The organism is Mycobacterium sp. E802 (genome assembly GCF_001666875.1).
Classification (GTDB): Bacteria; Actinomycetota; Actinomycetes; order Mycobacteriales; family Mycobacteriaceae; genus Mycobacterium.
Genome location: NZ_LZJD01000094.1, coordinates 24235 through 40756, shown reverse-complemented (window position 1 = coordinate 40756; position 16522 = coordinate 24235). Strand labels below are relative to the sequence as shown.

Annotated in this window: 21 protein-coding genes and 4 tRNA genes; 15 read left to right on the top strand and 10 right to left on the bottom strand. The window is 63.9% G+C overall.

Going from position 1 to position 16522, the window contains the following annotated elements:
- Positions 1-178: 178 nt before the first annotated feature.
- From A5699_RS14595 to A5699_RS14540, 13 genes are all read left to right on the top strand, one after another.
- Entirely contained in the window at positions 179-1321 is a 1143-nt protein-coding gene (locus A5699_RS14595) for a site-specific integrase (RefSeq protein WP_067770413.1), read from the top strand.
- Positions 1322-1502: 181 nt separating this feature from the next.
- Positions 1503-1712, top strand: coding sequence for a helix-turn-helix domain-containing protein (locus A5699_RS28565; protein ID WP_369806700.1), 210 nt, complete (start codon positions 1503-1505; stop codon positions 1710-1712).
- The gene (locus tag A5699_RS14590; protein ID WP_067770411.1) at positions 1709-1939 is read left to right on the top strand and encodes a hypothetical protein; all 231 of its coding nucleotides are present in this window, start codon (positions 1709-1711) and stop codon (positions 1937-1939) included. The genes A5699_RS28565 and A5699_RS14590 overlap by 4 nt, the downstream gene beginning before the upstream one ends.
- Before the next feature lie 507 nt (positions 1940-2446).
- Positions 2447-2677 (top strand): hypothetical protein, encoded by a 231-nt coding sequence (locus A5699_RS29170; RefSeq protein WP_157561260.1) that lies wholly within the window; start codon positions 2447-2449, stop codon positions 2675-2677.
- Positions 2674-2970, top strand: coding sequence for a hypothetical protein (locus A5699_RS14585; protein ID WP_067770409.1), 297 nt, complete (start codon positions 2674-2676; stop codon positions 2968-2970). Before A5699_RS29170 ends, A5699_RS14585 begins: the two co-directional genes overlap by 4 nt.
- A complete protein-coding gene (locus tag A5699_RS14580) occupies positions 2967-4331 on the top strand; it encodes an AAA family ATPase (RefSeq protein ID WP_067770407.1) in 1365 nt (454 codons plus the stop codon). The genes A5699_RS14585 and A5699_RS14580 overlap by 4 nt, the downstream gene beginning before the upstream one ends.
- Before the next feature lie 428 nt (positions 4332-4759).
- Entirely contained in the window at positions 4760-4960 is a 201-nt protein-coding gene (locus A5699_RS14575; protein ID WP_067770405.1) for a hypothetical protein, read from the top strand.
- A gap of 217 nt (positions 4961-5177) precedes the next feature.
- Entirely contained in the window at positions 5178-5453 is a 276-nt protein-coding gene (locus A5699_RS14570) for a hypothetical protein (protein WP_067770403.1), read from the top strand.
- A gap of 208 nt (positions 5454-5661) precedes the next feature.
- Positions 5662-5853 carry a hypothetical protein gene (locus A5699_RS14565; protein ID WP_067770401.1) on the top strand — a complete coding sequence of 64 codons (192 nt, stop codon included), beginning with the start codon at positions 5662-5664 and terminating at the stop codon, positions 5851-5853.
- Positions 5837-6295 carry an HNH endonuclease gene (locus tag A5699_RS14560; RefSeq protein WP_157561258.1) on the top strand — a complete coding sequence of 153 codons (459 nt, stop codon included), beginning with the start codon at positions 5837-5839 and terminating at the stop codon, positions 6293-6295. Before A5699_RS14565 ends, A5699_RS14560 begins: the two co-directional genes overlap by 17 nt.
- A gap of 187 nt (positions 6296-6482) precedes the next feature.
- Positions 6483-6836 carry a hypothetical protein gene (locus A5699_RS14555; protein ID WP_231965719.1) on the top strand — a complete coding sequence of 118 codons (354 nt, stop codon included), beginning with the start codon at positions 6483-6485 and terminating at the stop codon, positions 6834-6836.
- Positions 6836-7369, top strand: coding sequence for a hypothetical protein (locus A5699_RS14550; RefSeq protein ID WP_067770397.1), 534 nt, complete (start codon positions 6836-6838; stop codon positions 7367-7369). Before A5699_RS14555 ends, A5699_RS14550 begins: the two co-directional genes overlap by 1 nt.
- A gap of 271 nt (positions 7370-7640) precedes the next feature.
- Positions 7641-8492: a hypothetical protein gene (locus tag A5699_RS14540; protein ID WP_067770392.1), complete on the top strand. Its 852-nt coding sequence runs from the start codon at positions 7641-7643 to the stop codon at positions 8490-8492.
- A gap of 132 nt (positions 8493-8624) precedes the next feature.
- Here A5699_RS14540 and A5699_RS14535 read toward each other — a convergent pair whose 3' ends face one another.
- From A5699_RS14535 to A5699_RS14505, 7 genes are all read right to left on the bottom strand, one after another.
- Positions 8625-9095, bottom strand: coding sequence for a hypothetical protein (locus A5699_RS14535; RefSeq protein ID WP_157561256.1), 471 nt, complete (start codon positions 9093-9095; stop codon positions 8625-8627).
- A 327-nt stretch (positions 9096-9422) separates the two neighbouring features.
- Positions 9423-9617: a hypothetical protein gene (locus tag A5699_RS14530; RefSeq protein ID WP_067770388.1), complete on the bottom strand. Its 195-nt coding sequence runs from the start codon at positions 9615-9617 to the stop codon at positions 9423-9425.
- Positions 9614-10078 (bottom strand): hypothetical protein, encoded by a 465-nt coding sequence (locus A5699_RS14525; protein ID WP_067770386.1) that lies wholly within the window; start codon positions 10076-10078, stop codon positions 9614-9616. The genes A5699_RS14530 and A5699_RS14525 overlap by 4 nt, the downstream gene beginning before the upstream one ends.
- 115 nt (positions 10079-10193) lie before the next feature.
- Positions 10194-10268: transfer RNA gene (locus A5699_RS14520), tRNA-Val, on the bottom strand.
- Positions 10269-10285: 17 nt separating this feature from the next.
- A tRNA-Cys gene (locus A5699_RS14515) sits at positions 10286-10359 on the bottom strand.
- A gap of 30 nt (positions 10360-10389) precedes the next feature.
- Positions 10390-10462, bottom strand: a tRNA-Gly gene (locus A5699_RS14510).
- 109 nt (positions 10463-10571) lie between these two features.
- Entirely contained in the window at positions 10572-11075 is a 504-nt protein-coding gene (locus A5699_RS14505) for a hypothetical protein (protein ID WP_231965718.1), read from the bottom strand.
- A gap of 118 nt (positions 11076-11193) precedes the next feature.
- Between A5699_RS14505 and A5699_RS14500 the strand changes: the two genes are divergently transcribed.
- Positions 11194-11268: transfer RNA gene (locus tag A5699_RS14500), tRNA-Val, on the top strand.
- Between the two features lie 105 nt (positions 11269-11373).
- Complete coding sequence (locus A5699_RS14495) at positions 11374-13761, top strand: Tex family protein (RefSeq protein ID WP_067770384.1); 2388 nt, start codon at positions 11374-11376, stop codon at positions 13759-13761.
- A gap of 3 nt (positions 13762-13764) precedes the next feature.
- Here the strand turns inward: A5699_RS14495 and A5699_RS14490 are convergent, their stop codons facing one another.
- Genes A5699_RS14490 through A5699_RS14480 form a run of 3 tightly spaced genes read right to left on the bottom strand, consistent with a single transcriptional unit; the run spans position 13765 to position 16510 of the window.
- Positions 13765-14478 carry a TVP38/TMEM64 family protein gene (locus tag A5699_RS14490; RefSeq protein WP_067770382.1) on the bottom strand — a complete coding sequence of 238 codons (714 nt, stop codon included), beginning with the start codon at positions 14476-14478 and terminating at the stop codon, positions 13765-13767.
- A gap of 44 nt (positions 14479-14522) precedes the next feature.
- Positions 14523-15548 (bottom strand): ketopantoate reductase family protein, encoded by a 1026-nt coding sequence (locus tag A5699_RS14485; protein ID WP_067770380.1) that lies wholly within the window; start codon positions 15546-15548, stop codon positions 14523-14525.
- A 47-nt stretch (positions 15549-15595) separates the two neighbouring features.
- A complete protein-coding gene (locus A5699_RS14480; protein ID WP_231965717.1) occupies positions 15596-16510 on the bottom strand; it encodes a LysR family transcriptional regulator in 915 nt (304 codons plus the stop codon).
- Positions 16511-16522 lie beyond the last annotated feature (12 nt).

Sequence of the window (16522 nt, the reverse complement as noted above, 5' to 3'; positions counted from 1 at the left end):
TGGTGCGCGATACTGGGATTGAACTTGTACCTGTTTTACGTTTCGAGTAACCGTTCTGAACTGCATCAACAGGCGTTCTGACCTGCTGATGAGTGAAACAGTACCAATGGACAGCAATGGACACAATGGGGCAGATTCACACTTGCTTGTTGCATGAAAGTTGCATGAAACTAGAGCCATGGCAGAGCGCAGGAAGTTCGGACGTATCCGCAAGTGCCAGCCATCGGGGCGGTATCAAGCGTCGTACACCGCGCCGGACGGGCGGATCTACAGGGCAGAGCGAACGTTCGCGGCCCGTGAGGACGCCGAGGGCTGGCTACACGAACGCCGCAAGGAGATTGACCGCGACTTGTGGAGTCCTCCCGCTACAGCCGACCAGAAGCGGAGCGCCGCCCAGAAGAGGGCAGCGGGGGAGCTGTTCGCCCCCTACGCCAACAGGTGGTTGGAGAACAGGACTGTGAAGGGCAGACCGCTCAAGCCGCGCACCAAGGCGCACTATCGGAGCTTGCTCGATGACTATCTCATTCCGTCGTTCGGCTCTAAGCAGGTCCGAGATATCACGATGCAGAGCGTTGACCGCTGGTATGCCCGCACCCTCAAGGACAAGCCGACTATGCGCGCGCATGCCTACGCACTGCTTCGGACGATCCTCGAAACCGCGCGCACCCGTGACCGAATCATCGAAACCAACCCGTGTCTTGTCCGTGGTGGGGGCACGGTATCCCGCAAAGTCAAGCCGCAGCCAGCAACCTTGGAGCAACTAGCCATCGCTACGGCGGCAATGCCGGAGCGTATGCGTCTCATGGTGCCGTTGTCGGCCTGGTGCGCGCTGCGGTTCGGTGAGCTGGTCGAGTTGCGCCGCAGTGATATTGACGTCACAAATGGCGTGATTCGTATCCGTCGTGCTGCCGTTCGGGTAGGTGGGAATTGGGTGGTTGGCGATCCCAAGAGCGAGGCCGGCGCTCGGGACGTAGCAATCCCGCCCCACCTCATGGATATGGTTAACGAACACCTCGAACCACTGCGCAGAGACGACCTGTTGTTCCCCGCCGTGTCGGGCGGTCATATGCAGCCCTCGACGCTCTATAGATGGTGGTACAAGGCTCGTGACGCTGCTGGACGCCCCGATCTGCGCTGGCACGACTTACGGCATAGCGGTGCCGTCATGGCCGCGATGACCGGGGCAACCCTGGCGGAACTTATGGCGCGACTTGGTCATTCGAGTCCGCAAGCCGCGATGCGTTACCAGCACGCCGCCCAAGGCCGCGACCGGGAGATTGCGGCGGCGCTGTCTCGGCTGGCTGAGGGTGCCGAATCATAGCTTTCGGGAATCTGTGCGCTCAAGAGAATGTGATTAGCATAACAGTAACGAGTTTCCAAAAGTTCCCCCGGAATCGGCATACCCGTCGAATACAGTAGTGGACATGACGCCGCAAGTGTGATAACGGCGGGGCGGCCCGCCCCGCAGGCGTCTCCCCGGTTCGATCAGATCGTGGTCGAACGTGTCCAAATGGAGATTTGCTGTGACTACTGTGCTGCCCGAAAAACCGACTATCGCTCAGGCTGCCGACTACGCCAATGTCGATCCGAAGACTATCCGCCGCTGGATAGCTCAGGGGAGGATTAAGGCGCACCGTTTCGGCCCCCGTCTGATTCGAGTTGATCGAGAGTCTTTGCTAGAGCTGGCGCGACCGGTCGGTGGTGCGCGATGACTGTCCTGGACTTCACTCGCGAGGACCCCGCCATCATGATCGACTGTGGCTCGATCGAGCCGCTTGTGCCGGAGGTTGACCAGTTCGTCAAGATCCCCCTGCGGGTCGTGTGCGGCCAGTCCGGTCTGGGGATCGAACTGGGGCCGTACACGCTCACCGAGCTAGACGTGTACGCACTGCGGCGGGTGCTCGCTGTCCACGATGACATTTGGCGGCAGATCGGGTGACGGCGGATGATACAGCCTTTTGCGTAGATGTCAATACTCAATGCGCTAGAATAAGTAGAGGTCGCCCTCGGGTGTGGCAGCCGCTCCCAGGCTCGAACGGGTACGCCATTCATCCCGACGGCCGTTTGCGGGATCGTCATCGAAATATCATCACCGACCCGGCGATTATCGCGGCGCTGATCCCGCCGAAGTCATCACCGATGGTGCGACTGGCGTGCTGTGGCCAGCCGGTGCGGATCGACCAGCCATCGACCGCTGAGGCGCATTGGTCAGATTGTCTACAGGACATGCTCGCGACGGGTTCACCCCGGAACGCCCCACGGGGGCGCCTGGACCCTAACCGGCACTACTCCCGCGAGAACCACCCCCGTCGTGCTCCACGTCGAGCCGTACTCGGTGAACCCCTGGTGCTGGCCCATAACGGGCAGTCCGGCCCCGACCGCAGATTGCGAACAATGCCGTGGTCGGCGGCTGTCCGAATCATGTTGCAACAAAAGGATTTTGGAGATGAACTGTCAGAACCCCGACGTGCATCCTGATACGCCCTTGAACCGAATCGGCGGCACTGGTGCTTGCCGCATGTGCGCCGCCGATCGGCAAGCGAAATTCAAGGCTGCCAACAAGACCGCGAAAGAGCTGTACAACGCCTTGACGGCCTGCGGCGTTCCCGCCGACGCTGAACGTATCGCCCAAGCATGGGCGCTGATGGAAGACGCCAACAAAGGAGAACCGGCATGAGCACGATCAGCGATGCACTCGTAGGAAAGTTCTTTCACACGACGGCCACTCAGGCCGACGGGTGTCGAACCATCGTCAATCAGGGGCGTGTGGTTGCCCACGAGGGCGACATGCTGCTCATTGAGATTTTCGACTTCGCGATGGGCGAAGCTCACGGGCAGGAACTTGTCACGTTGACTCAACTATCTGACCGCGGTGCCGTGTTCTATGAAGATGCCGACGAGATGAAATTCGAGTACGAGAATGGACCGCTCGGGACGGTTTCTCGCCACCACTGGGATCGATGCGAATGACTCGAAGTTTCCTTGCAGCGATCGGCGCGGACAAGCCCCAGCGGACGACTCCGCCCGCGCCGGCCAAGACGACCGAGACCACAACCCCGTACGGTCGCGCCGTCCTCGACAACCATGTCCCACGGATGCGCTCTACCCCTGAGGGCATCCGCAATGACACTCTCCGCGATATCGGCCGGCTATTGGGCGGGTTCGTCGGGGGTGGGGAGATCACATGGAATGACGCCCACGATCAACTTTGGGATGCCGCAGTGGACAGCGGTCTTGACGAATCGGAGGTCAACAGAATCTCCGACCATCTCGAATACGGTATGAAGGAACCCCTTGCGGCGCCGAATGATTGGACGCCCGACAAGCCGGTGCACGCTGTACCCGATAGGCCTACGGGCTTGCGATCCAAGATCCTCAGCCGGTCGCAGCTTCGCAACCTGCCCAAGCCGCAACCGTTGATCGACGGACTACTTACGCAGGGCACCACGGCATTGCTGTACGGCAAGTGGGGCAGCGGCAAGAGTTTCATATCACTGGATTGGGCGTGCTGCCTTGCAACCGGCAAGGCGTGGCAAACCCATACGGTCAAGCAACGCCGGGTGCTGTACGTGGCCGCTGAGGGCGTGTTCGGATACCAGGCGCGCGTCGAGGCGTGGGAAAAAGGTTGGGACACCAGCGTCTCCGACGAGTGGATGAGCTTCTACCCCGAGCCTGTGAACGTTTCGCTTGAGCATCACGTGACTGAGTTGTGCGAGTTCGTCGCTGAGGAAGGGTTCGACGTGATCGTGCTCGACACCCTGGCCCGCTGCACCACAGGCGCCGACGAGAACAGCTCGAAGGACATCGGTCTCGTGGTGGACGCCCTCGCCCGTCTGCGCGATGCAACACCCGGCCGGCTCGGGCTGGCTCTCGGGATTCACCACGAAGGCAAGAACGGATCGCTACGCGGCAGCACGGCCTATGAGGGCGGTGTCGATACCGTCTTTAACGTGCAAAAGGGCAGCGTCATCAAGTTGGTGAACACCAAGCAGAAGGACGCCCGCGACGGCGATGCCTGGTTACTCAAGCTCGCGCCCATCATGGGCACCAGCTCGTGCATTATCGACCGGGCGCATGCCGCCGACGTCGAACCCACATCGTGCATCGGGTGGATTCTCCGAACGGTGCGTGAGCACGGCGGGGTAATGCTGCAAGAGGATCTGCTCGACTGCCTCGGGTACGACCGACGTACTGATGAGAAGCCGGCCGAGAACCCGCCCTATGAGATAGCTGTGCTACGCCGCAAGCTTGGCCAGGCTGCCAACGAGAAGCGGGTGATCATCGCCGCCGATCCCACCAGGGACGGCAAGCTTGTGGTCAAACTGGCCTAGAAACTGGACACGTGTCTTGTCCATGGGCATGGACATAAGCCCATCTAACTATCTGTCCGGCCAATTCTGTCTGTCCATGTAAACAGCCCGTGGACAGGTTGGACAGATTTCTCGCTGACCAGCGCAAACGGTCTGTCCATGGCCTGTCCATGCCCATGAACCACGGTCAACCCAACGTGTGTGTTGCGTCTGTCTGTCCACCCCACCCCTTTAGGGGTGGACAGGACACACACGGAGACCCAAAGACATCTAGGAAAACAATTGACACCTCTAGCTCTCGTAGTGGGCGGGATTGATGGCCCCGAAAGCATCCCGCTGCACATCGACAACACGGGCGGATGGGCTGCGCATCATCTCGGTTGCACCGTGCACTTGACCATCACGCCTACGGGCACGACCACGCCCGCCAAGGCGCAATGGGTCGAGCAGTGACGCGGCCGTACCGCGACACCGCCGTCATCCCGCACCCGGAGGGCGAGTACCGGGTAGGCGTGTCCGATGCCGGCTGGCTTTATGTCTCCCGATTGTTGCCGCGCAAGGGCCGGTATCTACGGGTGGCGTTCGACCCCGAGACCGCCCTGGCGATCTGCGATGCCGTGGTCGACGCGGCCGAAACCATCACCATCTAAAAGACTTCCAGTCGGGTTCTCGCCGCCATCGGTCTAAACGGAGCCGTGGGCGGACTCCGCCCGCTTGGAAAATCCCCCTCGGGTCGAGCGCGTCGAGCTTCTCCCATCACGCGCTCCCCGAGGGGCCTCTAGCAAGAAAGCTTCGACTTTGACGCATATAGAAACAATCGGCGGTCGTCCGATCACCGTCGACCGCACCCCGCTCGGTGGTGTTCGGGTGTTCCGCCGTATAGGTCAGAACCACGGCGCCTATCTCATCTTCGACGTTGCCGATGTTCCGCGAGTGGCACGGGCAATCCTTGAGTTTGTCGAGGCCGACAGGGCAGGTCTGATCACCAGCCTGACCCTGCAGTCTGGCCCGCTGGTTATCGACAGGGCGGGCGGGTATCTCAGACTGTCTCGCCCCGATGGACGAAAAGAACCATGGCTGTCGATGACCGACGCGACTGCCTGCGATGTCGCCCTGGCGATGCTGTCGGAGTTGGAGCAATGACCCGCCGCAAGAATCCCACCACCTGCCGGGAATGCCGAGCGCACAAGACCCGACATCGCAGCGCTATTTGCTCTGAGTGTCGTGACCTACCGCGAGTCGAACGCGCAAAGGATGGCGGGGTAATCCTTCTCGGCCAGGTGAAGCTCAGTGAGCAGGCGGCCAGATCATTTGCTGACCTCATCCACGACACGCTCGAAGGTGGCGACTGATGCGGGCCAGCATCTCCGAACCTGATGGCACAACCATCGAACTGCACCGCCGCCACGACAACGTCATCACGATCAGCCGTGCCGTCGCCGGTAGTCGCGTGACCCTCACGCTTGAGCCTGCGCTGGCTCAACTGCTGGCTGATCACATCAACGATCTACTCGAAGGAGAGCAGCATGACATGGACTGGTAGCGGCAAAGGTAGCCAGATCCCGCAGGCATTGCGGCGCAAGGTCTTCGCGAGGGCCAACAACGAGTGTGAGATCAAGTACCCGGGAATCTGTACGGGCAAGGCCGAGCATGTGGACCACACTGTCAACCTGGCCTCACAAGGATTGCCTCGTGGTGTCAACGACCTCGATGGCTTGCAGGCCGCTTGTGTGCCATGCCATCGCAGTAAGACCGGGCGAGAGGGTCGGGCAGCGCAGCTCAAAGCGAAAGAGTCCATGAAGAGGAAGTTCGTCAACCCTGGTCTCGCTGGCGGAACGGACGTGGAACTACCGGAGTCGCCGTGGATCACTCGTGAACGCGAGCGTGCCGAACAACGGCAGCAAGACTGGGCCGCGAAAGCACTTGCTGAATCGGAAGAGCTGCGCCGACTGGCCGAAGAGTGGGTCCGCGAGCAGGACGACTGACCGGCTACCCAATCCCCTCCCTGACCCCTAGAGACATGGCCACCCACCTGTTTGCCTGACAGCGCATTGCGTGGGGATTTTCGTGGATTTCTACCCATATTCCCTGATAGGGACAATTTAGGTCCCCGAATAAGCCCTCTAAACGGGCCGATAACTACCCCTTAATCCCTCATTAGGAGGTTAAAACGTGTCTAGACGACCGAAAACGGCGGGTGAACGTCTGCGTCAACGGCTGGACGAACAGCTCGCAATGGCCGGTGAGGACATCGGCTATCAGTTGGAATGGACCCAACAGGAATCCGCCACCCTCGACCGTGCCGCCGATGCCGCTGACCGTGCCGAGCATCTATCCGCCTGTTGGGAAGCCCTCGCGGCTAACCCTGAGACTGATCCGGCGTTGTTGGTGAAGGTGTCCGGTGAGCTTCGCGCACTAGAGAAGTCGATCACCGATCTCATCTACAGAGTGTCGCTCACCGAGGGGCGGGCAAAGTCTCCCCAGCATCAGCGGGCGGCGCACTCTCGCTGGGATCGGGCGTACTGATGGCCCGCAAGACGAAGAAACCGGCCACGCGGGGGCCGCGGTTCTGCCCGCACATGGTGCCGTTCAAGAAGGAAAACGGCTGGCTGGGCTGCTTTCTGTGTCAGCGCGCGTTCTACGGCGAAAGCATCGACCACCCCCCGTTCGCATGCCCGAATCATCCCGAGGTCGTCGCCTACCGCGATGCTGACGCCGAATGGCATCTGGATTGCAGTTGTGATCACGGCGATTACGACGAGATGGCCAAGCAGTGGAGCTTATGCACCGATCTCGATGGAAAGCGCTACGGGATGCGCTCCACCGATCACCGATGTCCTCGCTGTGATGCCCCGGCCGCACTGGTCGGCGCCACGTGGATCTTCGACTGTGGGCACTACACCGGCCAGGCCGGCGTCCCGTTCTATCGCGTGGTGGGCAACCCGAAGAAGTGCACCGACTGTCCGAATGATGTCCCCCCGGCGATCGCCGGGACACCCTGGCGCGGTGACAAGTGTCCTCGCTGCGCCCTGAAAAGTATTGAGGAAAGCCATGTCTAGAGAACAGGTTGAACGTGTTGCCCAGAAGTGGGCGGAGTTCTTTCCGGTCGCCACACCCAGCGAGCAAGAACCCGTCGAAGAACCTGAACCCGAGCCGGGTAAAGGAAATGTCATCCCCACTGCAGGGAATCAGCCCCAGCTAACCGACGCGCAGATGGACGCGCTCGTGAGGTCGGGGAAGACGAACAACGAAATGCTGGCCGAAATGTTGTCAGCCCAGAACGCTGCATACCAGTGGTACGGACCCCAGAAGTAAAGGGAATGAACAACAATGATTGATTTGAAGAAGATTGATGCCCCCAGTTGGCAGCGTGAAGGCGCGCGGACGGCAATCCTGCAGAGAGCCGGTTTCGAGCCGCCCGAGGAACACGCGAACATCGCCGAGCGCTTGGCGAGATTCACCGTCCTAGGTACGCCGGTCACCACACGCCTGATTGATGCCGTAGTCACGGGCCAGGGCGACGTAGAAGCCCTCAGAGCGGGTGCGCTCGCCGAGTGGGGCGGGGACGCTCACCGACTCAACGAGATCGTCTCCAATGGAGTGGCCGAGGCGCAGGGTCGTATCGTGCGGGAAGTCGCTACTGCCACCTATCAGACCGTGCAGAAGCGCTTCAACGAAACCGCCACGGCGTTTGCTAAGGCTGCGATAGCGATCGACCCGGAGACGGTCGCCGAGGACGTCATCGCATTGGGCGACTTGAAGAAGCAAGCAAGCTGGCAGGACGCGGCCAAGCTTGCTGATGAACTCAGCGCGTTACTACTGCCACTTCTGGCGGCAGCGGCCAACGCCGGCCTGCCTCACCCGGCGGGCAAGGATTCCGCAGCGTCGGGATCTCGGAGCCCGAAGACGAAGTCAATGGTTCTCGGCTTGGTGGTCGATGCGAGCGCAGTTGAGAACGTGCGAGACGCCTGGTCTGCGCTCGACGCTGAGGGACGCACTGGGCCGTGGGGGCAACTCCTCAAGGTCAACGCGAAGATCACCGCGAAGGATCTCGCTGACTATGCACCGCTGCGCGAGCCGGCGCGGCTGGTCGATAAAAAGGTGGATCGTGGCGACGGGACGTTCGGCTGGGTAACGGTCGATCCGGAACTTGAGCCCGAGGACGACCCGGTGGTGAACTAAGAGATGAGCACACGTTGATTGCGGCGATGACCTTCACGCCTGACGCCGACCTAACTACGGTCTCGATTCGTCTCGAAGGCGGCGGGTCTGGGATTCCCGGTTACGTGACTACTGCCGAGGCGGATTCAGCTTCTACTTGTACTCCGCTCCCGGCGGAAGTTGCCCCGGGGGAAGGGGCGGAAGGCTCGTATCGAAGGTGATCGGGAACGGGTACGACGCTAGGGCTTGGTCGGCGGAGTCGTCGGGATTGGCGTATATCCCAAAGGTGTGGACGCCCTGGTCGAAGACCAGAAACGGCACCTGCAGATCGAACACCCGCCACTTGCACGGCGCGTCAGGCACATCATCCCAAATCCACGCCAACTCGACGTTGCCGCGAGTTTGCCCGCTGGGATCTCTGACTTGCACGTAGAAATGCGGGTCATGGTCGGTGCCGTTCTCGGCCCACATGCACAGTAGGACCGGGGCGGACAGTTGATGCGCCTGGTCAACCTGCAGTGGCGGCATACGGAACGACACAAACGGGATCTGGGTCGCGTTGACGGCACCGCCGACCATTACCGCGCTCTCGGTGGGGGCAAAGGCGTTTATGTGCACAGACATGTTCGTGATTATGCGGAATGCCACTGACAAATGGCCGCATTGCTAGCCGACGAGCCTCGGTAAGCTCTCACCCTGTCGGCCAAGCATGTCGCGTATCCCAGAGATCGCCCGCCGACATGACGAGACCCCGGCCAACCTCTCCATGGCCGGGGTCTCTTGTGGTTATTGGCTACCGCCTTGTCCGCCAACCCGTGAGGCGCATCGCGCACCAGCTAGTGATGCATCTGCCCGATGCGATGACCCGACCGTTGCGCGGGCTGAGCTTCAGTTCCATCTCGCGGCCACACGCCTTGCACCGTGGCAGCGCGATCCCTGCCGTGGTGGCGCTCATCGGTAGTTCTCTGATGTCATGTAGAACTGCCGTCCGGTGTCGGGATCGGTCCACATGCAAGGCATCCCATCGGCGTTGCCGTCCTCGTACTGGCATATGGGTAGCGGGCCGGCGCTGGCCCGGTCGGAGAAGTACAGGCCCCAGGTGATGAACCCGGCGCTGGCGATCAGCGCGACGGTGAACGCCTTCATCGGGCCGACTCCACATCGGAGAACACGGGCGCAAAGGTGTCAGCCGCGCTCATCCGAACGATCTCACCCCGAGCGGCCAGTAGGGCATCGGCCAAGTGCTGCAATGCTTCCGAGGGCAGTAGGTCGGTACTCCCGGCGATGGTGACCCACCGTTTGACCCCGCCGTGGCCGAACTGCACACCCTGGATGGTCGCGGTGATGTCGGCGGTACCCAGCTCCCAACCCATTGCAGTGTCGTGGGCGGCCTCGACGGTCCAACTGCGCGCCGTGAACATGCGGAACGGCGGCAACTGCTCGTCATCGCGACCGTTGAGATTGCGCCAATCCTCGATGTCGACGGCATCGGCGGGAATGGGCGGAAGTGGCGGGGTGTAGTCGGCGCAGAAGGCGCAGAGCCCATCGGCTCTATCGGTTGGGGCTGTGCACTGCTTGCATTCGGCGGTGGTCGCGTGATCGGACATGCGTCGGTCTCCCTTATCTCAGGGCTACCCGAAACGCTGTTGCATGGATGTTGCATGGATGTTGCATGCGAACTGGTGAGAAGTTCTAACTAGTACCTCTGACCTGCAAAGAATGTGGTGCGCGATACTGGGATTGAACCAGTGACCTCTTCCGTGTCAGGGAAGCGCTCTCCCGCTGAGCTAATCGCGCGGGTTGAAACTCTTTCTTGGAGGTGGAGACGGGAATCGAACCCGTGTGCACGGCTTTGCAGGCCGTTGCCTCACCACTCGGCCACTCCACCACTGGGGTTGATGCCACGATCGCACCTTCGAGCGGATGACGGGATTCGAACCCGCGACCCTCACCTTGGCAAGGTGATGCGCTACCAACTGCGCTACATCCGCGCGCCACGAGCGAGATCGTCGCCCGTCGCGATGCAGAACATTAGTCCACGGACGCGCGCAGACACAAATCCCCATTACGCGAGGGCGAAGTGGGGCTTAAAACGGTGTTTCAGAACAGTTGGTACCCCTGGCGTGAGATGGCGAAACCATGACGAGATTTCATGTCCCGACATCTGATGCCGGTTCCGGCGCTCTCGCAGCGCAGGGTTCCGGCGGTGATCGACTCCCGCTCGCTCAGTTGGGTATTCGCCTGCGGCGTGGTGTCGGTGGCGCAGACGAATGCGGCGGGCCGGCCCGGCCGCACCGAGATGCCGCGGCCGTAATCGAACTCACAGCTGGCCGGCCGCATCGGCGGGGCCCAGCTACGGTCGGTGACGTCGCACCGGGCCAGCTCGGCATCGAGGCGGCACCGCACGCTGCCCGACGGTGAGCTGAAGCTGGTCGGTTCGTTGACCTGCCGGTTCGTCAGGACGGACGCGCCGACAATGCGCGGGGTTACGCCCGGAGCGGAATCTGTCACGGTGACCCGATCGCTGCCGCAGCCGCTAAATAGGGCGCTAGCAGCAAAAACAGCGCCGCCGACAGCAGTCAGCCGAATGCGCAGGTGAACCATGACGGGTGACCATACGCCCGCATCGTGGTGCATATTTGGCAAATCAAACAAGTCGATCGGGTGGATACCGATTCGGGCCTGACCGGAAACGCGTGCTAGTGTTCGACGTCGTTCCCACGGTCTCGTAGCTCAGTGGGAGAGCGTCCGCCTCACACGCGGAAGGTCGCTGGTTCGAACCCAGCCGGGACCACCATCACCACCCACGGCTTCGGAGAAATCCGGGGCCGTTTTTTCGTGGCCGGACACACAGTTCCCCGTGCCCGGGTGTTGTCGGTTCGATTCGGTAGGGTCCTCCGACGTGACTCAGAGCGTGACCGTGGGAACCATCAAGTCCGTAACCGCCCGTCTGGCCGAGGAACTCGCCGTGAGCGAGCGGCAGGTCGCCGCCACGGTGGCGCTGCTGGACGAGGGCGCCACGGTCCCGTTCATCGCCCGCTACCGCAAGGAGGTCACCGGCAGCCTCGACGACGGTCAGCTGCGCACCCTGGAGGAGCGGCTCGGCTACCTGCGTGAGCTCGACCAGCGCCGTGAGGCCGTGCTGGCTTCGATCGAGGAGCAGGGCAAGCTCACCGACGAACTCCGCGCCGCCCTGATGGCGGCCGACACCAAGGCCCGGGTGGAAGACATCTACCTGCCCTACAAGCCCAAGCGGCGCACCAAGGCCCAGATCGCCAAGGAAGCCGGGCTGGAGCCACTGGCCGACCGGCTGCTGGCCGACCCGTCCCTGGTGCCTGACGAGGTGGCCGGCGAGTTCCTCAACGACGATGTTGCCGACGCGGCCGCGGCCCTGGAGGGCGCCCGCCACATCATCATCGAGCGGGCCTCCGAGGACGCCGAGCTGGTGGGTGCCACCCGTGAGAAATTCTGGGCCGACGGCTCCCTGTGTACCGGACCGTGGTCGGAGGAGGCTGCGAAAAGCCCTGCGGCACAGAAATTCCGTGACTACTTCGAGTTCTCCGAACCGTTGGAGAACATGCCGTCGCACCGAGTGCTGGCCGTGTTGCGCGGTGAGAAAGAGCAGGCGCTGTCACTGAACTTCGACGGCGGCGAGGATGAGCAGTACCAGGCGATGATCGCTCAGGCGCTCGGCATCGACATGACCGCCAAGACTCCGGCCGCCCCGTGGCTGGCCACCACGGTGCGGCTGGCGTGGCGCGCCAAGCTGATGATCTCGGCCGCCGTGGATGCGCGGATCCGGCTGCGTCAGCGCGCCGAGGAAGAGGCGGTCGCGGTGTTCGCCCGCAACCTCAAAGACCTGCTGCTGGCCGCGCCGGCCGGCACCCGGGCCACCCTCGGACTGGACCCGGGCTTCCGCACCGGGGTCAAGGTCGCCGTGGTGGACGCCACCGGCAAGGTCGTCGACACCTGCGCGATCTTCCCGCATCAGCCGCAGAAGCAGTGGGACCAGTCCAAGGCCACGCTGGCGGCCCTGATCGCCCGGCACAACGTCGAGTTGATCGCCGTGGGCAACGGCACCGCCTCACGGGAGACCGACGCGCTGGCCAGTGAGCTGATCGCCGATATCCGTGCGGCCGGAGCGAAAGCGCCGGTGAAGGCCATGGTCAGCGAGGCCGGCGCCTCGGTGTACTCGGCGTCGGAATACGCGGCCCGCGAGCTGCCCAGCCTGGACGTCACATTGCGCGGCGCCGTGTCCATCGCCCGGCGGCTGCAGGATCCGCTGGCCGAGCTGGTGAAGATCGACCCGAAATCGATCGGTGTCGGTCAGTACCAACACGACGTCACACCTGGCTCGCTGGCCCGCAGCCTCAACGCGGTGGTCGAAGACGCGGTGAACGCGGTCGGGGTGGATCTCAACACCGCCTCGGTGCCGCTGCTGGCCCGGGTGTCGGGTGTCACCGAATCCCTGGCCGAGGCGATCGTGGCGTACCGGGAGAGCGCCGGCGCCTTCCGCAGCCGCAAGGCGCTGCTGGATGTTCCGCGCCTGGGGCCCAAGGCCTTCGAGCAATGCGCCGGCTTCTTGCGGATCCGTGACGGGGAGGACCCGCTGGATGCCTCGGGGGTGCACCCGGAGGCCTACCCGGTGGTCCGCCGGATCCTGGACCGCTCGAGCGTCACCCTGGCCGAGCTGATCGGTGACGAGCGCACCCTGCGCGGGCTCAAGCCTGCTGACTTCGCCGACGAACGGTTCGGGGTGCCGACGGTCACCGACATCCTGGCCGAACTGGAGAAGCCCGGCCGTGACCCGCGCCCGGCGTTCTCCACCGCCACGTTCGCCGCCGGCGTGGAAAAGGTGGCCGACCTCAAGCCGGGCATGGTGCTGGAGGGCGTGGTGACCAATGTGGCGGCCTTCGGTGCCTTCGTCGACGTGGGCGTGCACCAGGACGGCCTGGTCCACGTCTCGGCGATGGCCGACCGGTTCGTCTCCGACCCGCACGAGGTGGTGAAGTCGGGTCAGGTGGTCAAGGTCAAGGTCGTCGACGTCGACGTGGAGCGCCAGCGCATCGGACTCACGTTGCGGCTCAACGACACTCCGCAGCGTGAGGCGGGCAAGCGGCCCGGCCAGGGCGGTCAGAACCGTCGTGACGGCGGCAACCAGGGCCGCGGCGGTGACCGGCGCGGCCAGAACCAGAACCAGAACCGCGGCAAGAATTCCGGGCGCCGGGACTCGAACCAGCCGATGGGCTCGATGGCCGAGGCGCTACGCAACGCCGGCTTCGGCCGCTAGCGGCTACGTCTGCTCCGGGGCCGGATCGGCCCCGGAGTGATGGCGGCGCCACGAGCGGTATCCGCGGTGCGCGGCGAATGCCCCGATGATGGCTGTGACGCACCAGACGCCGATCGCGGTGTAGGCCAACGGCGCGGACAGGTCGCCGATCGACGCGCCCAGTGCGGTGTAGACGAACGCGCGCGGCACCGATCCGATGAACGCCCCGGCGGCCATTTGCCACAACGGAACCCCGAACGCGCCGAAGGCGTAGGACGCGAGCGCATCGGATACGCCGGGGACGAAGCGCTGTCCGACCACGGCCCACAGGCCGCCCCGGGCGATTTGGCTGTCGAGCCGGTCGGCCCGTCGGGTTCCGAGCAGGGCCCGGGCGCTGTCGCGTCCCGCACGTCGGCCGATCAGGCTCGCGACCACGGCGGTACCCACGGTCGCGCCCAGCGTCACGAAGGTGCCCAGGACGGGTCCGAACAAGACGCCGCTGCCGGCAGCGAGGATCGGACCGGGCACGAACAGCGCGCCCAGCCCCGCCGAGACCACGACGTAGACGAGTGGTGCGGCCGGACCGGCGGCGGCCACCGCGCCACGAACGTCGTCGATATCGATGACGCGGGCGACGGCCACCAGGTAGAACAAGCCGAACAGGAACGCCACGAAGACGATGAGCCGCAAGATGTGCGGCCACCGGTTGGTGGCGGACGAGTCATCGTGATCAGTCATGGCGAACACGATTCTTCCCCACGAGGTGATCCGTGGGTCCGCCGCTAAGCGCTTGTGGTCACCACGATGTCGTGTCGAAACTGCGCATCGGGTTCGGGCCCCAGCTTCTTCAGCGCGGCGGCGGCGTCGAGTGAACGTACCGGGCGGCCCACCCGCGCGTGTTCGGCGGTGACCCGCTGGATCAACTCGTTGACCGGAGCGCTCTGCCCGTGCAGGCGGGCCTGCAACACGATTTCGCCGTTGAACCAGTCGGTTTCCACCTGAGTGTGCCCCCGGGCCACGCTCTGCCACGTGGAACTGAAGTAGTCGTCGTGGACCCGGCCCTGCAAGAGATCCCCGCGCCGCTGCGCGTCCTGTTCCGCGGTGACGAAGGAAATGCCGGCAGCGGTGAGCACGCGTTCGGCTTCTTCGCGGGCCCGGGCGATCAGTGTGTCGGCCTGAGGCCCCGGCCGGTAGGCCGCGATCACCCCGTTGCCGAGGTTGGCGATCAGCTTGCGGTATTTCCACGCCATGACGTCGTCACGGACCTGTGATTCGAACCGGGCCACTCGTAGGGCGCTGCAGATCTGTTCGGCCAGTGCATCCCGGCCCGTGGGGTAGCGGCCGAGATCGAGGATGCCCGCCACCGGGTGGCTCTGCTGGATGACCACGCCGGGATCGAGGTGAGCCGCCGGCAGCATCACCGTGACGCCGTAGACATTGGCGAACCTGCGCAATGCGGCTGCTTCGTTGGCGACGCCGTTCTGAGCGACGAACACCGGTGTGTCGGCCGGGGCGTGGGCACTGAGATCGTCGAGTGCCGCGGCGGTTTGGTGGCTCTTGACCGCCAATATCACCACCGGACGTGTGGACCAGTCGACCTCACCGGCGTCGGCAGCGGCCGGCAGGTCGACGACGTCGGTGCCGGCCTGCGTCACCAGGGTGAGCCCACAGGTGCGGATCGCGTTGAGGTGTGCACCGCGGGCCACAGCCGTCACGTCGTATCCGGCCAACCGCAGCTGGCCGGCGATCACCCCACCGATCGCCCCGACGCCGTACACCACGAACGGGCGGGTCAAAGTTCTCGCCATCGCAGGTTGCCTCGATTCTTCGGTGTGCGCAGGACGACGGTGGTACCTCACGATGCGACGCCGAGTGGTTCAGCGGGCGGTGTCGGTAGTGCTTGGTCTGCGATCGCCCGCAACGTGCGCAGGACGAGGTCGATGTTCGGATCGCGCTGTCGGCCGGCGCGGACGACGGCACTGATGGCGCGGCCGCCGAGATCGAGGCCCGGGACAAGCAGGCTTTCCAGGTGGGCGGGCACCGAGAGCCGCGGCACGATGGCCGACGCGACCTCGGTGGCCGCCAGCTCGCACAGGTTCTGCGCCCCGATCAGCCGGTGCTTCACCTGAGGGACGAAACCGGCGCGCTCACATGCCCGGAGCGCGGCCAGCTCCAACCCGGAATTCGGTGGGCCGGTGACCCAGAAACCGTCGGCCAGTGCGCACAGGCCATGCTTTTGGATTCGCAAATGCGCGTCGGTGGGGGCCAGCAGCACGAGCGGCTCGAACAACAACGGCGTGGTGGCCAACCCGCCCGTGGGCTCCGGGCCGAGGAAGTCGTACCGGCAGGTGATGGCGACGTCGACCTCGCCCTGACGCAGCAGCCGCACTGCGCCGGTGCTCGTATCCTGCTGAACCTGCACTCGGAGATCCGGTGTGTCGCTGTTGAGCCGTTGCATCAGCGGAACCGCGAGCGTCGGAATGCCCATGTTGAACGTGGCGATGGCGACCTGCCCGGCCACTCGGTCACGGGTTTGCGCCACTGCGGTCATGGCCTCGTCGACGGCGATCAAAATCCGGCGCACGTGCTCGGCGAGTACCTGGCCGCTGCGGGTCAGCCCGAGCGTGCGCCCGTCCCGACGGAACAAGACTGCGCCCGCTTCCTCTTCCAGCACGCGAAGCTGTTGGGATACCGCAGAACTCGTGATATGGCGGTGCGATGCCACGGCACTGACCGAGCCGAGGTCAGCAAGGTCTGCCAGCAGCATCATCCGACGAAGGTC

Bases quoted from the DNA above. Each gene is read 5' to 3' on its own strand.
- A5699_RS14595 (WP_067770413.1), top strand. From the start codon at position 179: ATGGCAGAGCGCAGGAAGTTCGGACGTATCCGCAAGTGCCAGCCATCG.
- A5699_RS14590 (WP_067770411.1), top strand. From the start codon at position 1,709: ATGACTGTCCTGGACTTCACTCGCGAGGACCCCGCCATCATGATCGAC.
- A5699_RS29170 (WP_157561260.1), top strand. From the start codon at position 2,447: ATGAACTGTCAGAACCCCGACGTGCATCCTGATACGCCCTTGAACCGA.
- A5699_RS14585 (WP_067770409.1), top strand. From the start codon at position 2,674: ATGAGCACGATCAGCGATGCACTCGTAGGAAAGTTCTTTCACACGACG.
- A5699_RS14580 (WP_067770407.1), top strand. From the start codon at position 2,967: ATGACTCGAAGTTTCCTTGCAGCGATCGGCGCGGACAAGCCCCAGCGG.
- A5699_RS14565 (WP_067770401.1), top strand. From the start codon at position 5,662: ATGCGGGCCAGCATCTCCGAACCTGATGGCACAACCATCGAACTGCAC.
- A5699_RS14560 (WP_157561258.1), top strand. From the start codon at position 5,837: ATGACATGGACTGGTAGCGGCAAAGGTAGCCAGATCCCGCAGGCATTG.
- A5699_RS14550 (WP_067770397.1), top strand. From the start codon at position 6,836: ATGGCCCGCAAGACGAAGAAACCGGCCACGCGGGGGCCGCGGTTCTGC.
- A5699_RS14540 (WP_067770392.1), top strand. From the start codon at position 7,641: ATGATTGATTTGAAGAAGATTGATGCCCCCAGTTGGCAGCGTGAAGGC.
- A5699_RS14535 (WP_157561256.1), bottom strand. From the start codon at position 9,095: ATGTCTGTGCACATAAACGCCTTTGCCCCCACCGAGAGCGCGGTAATG.
- A5699_RS14530 (WP_067770388.1), bottom strand. From the start codon at position 9,617: ATGAAGGCGTTCACCGTCGCGCTGATCGCCAGCGCCGGGTTCATCACC.
- A5699_RS14525 (WP_067770386.1), bottom strand. From the start codon at position 10,078: ATGTCCGATCACGCGACCACCGCCGAATGCAAGCAGTGCACAGCCCCA.
- A5699_RS14505 (WP_231965718.1), bottom strand. From the start codon at position 11,075: ATGGTTCACCTGCGCATTCGGCTGACTGCTGTCGGCGGCGCTGTTTTT.
- A5699_RS14490 (WP_067770382.1), bottom strand. From the start codon at position 14,478: ATGACTGATCACGATGACTCGTCCGCCACCAACCGGTGGCCGCACATC.
- A5699_RS14485 (WP_067770380.1), bottom strand. From the start codon at position 15,548: ATGGCGAGAACTTTGACCCGCCCGTTCGTGGTGTACGGCGTCGGGGCG.
- A5699_RS14480 (WP_231965717.1), bottom strand. From the start codon at position 16,510: ATGATGCTGCTGGCAGACCTTGCTGACCTCGGCTCGGTCAGTGCCGTG.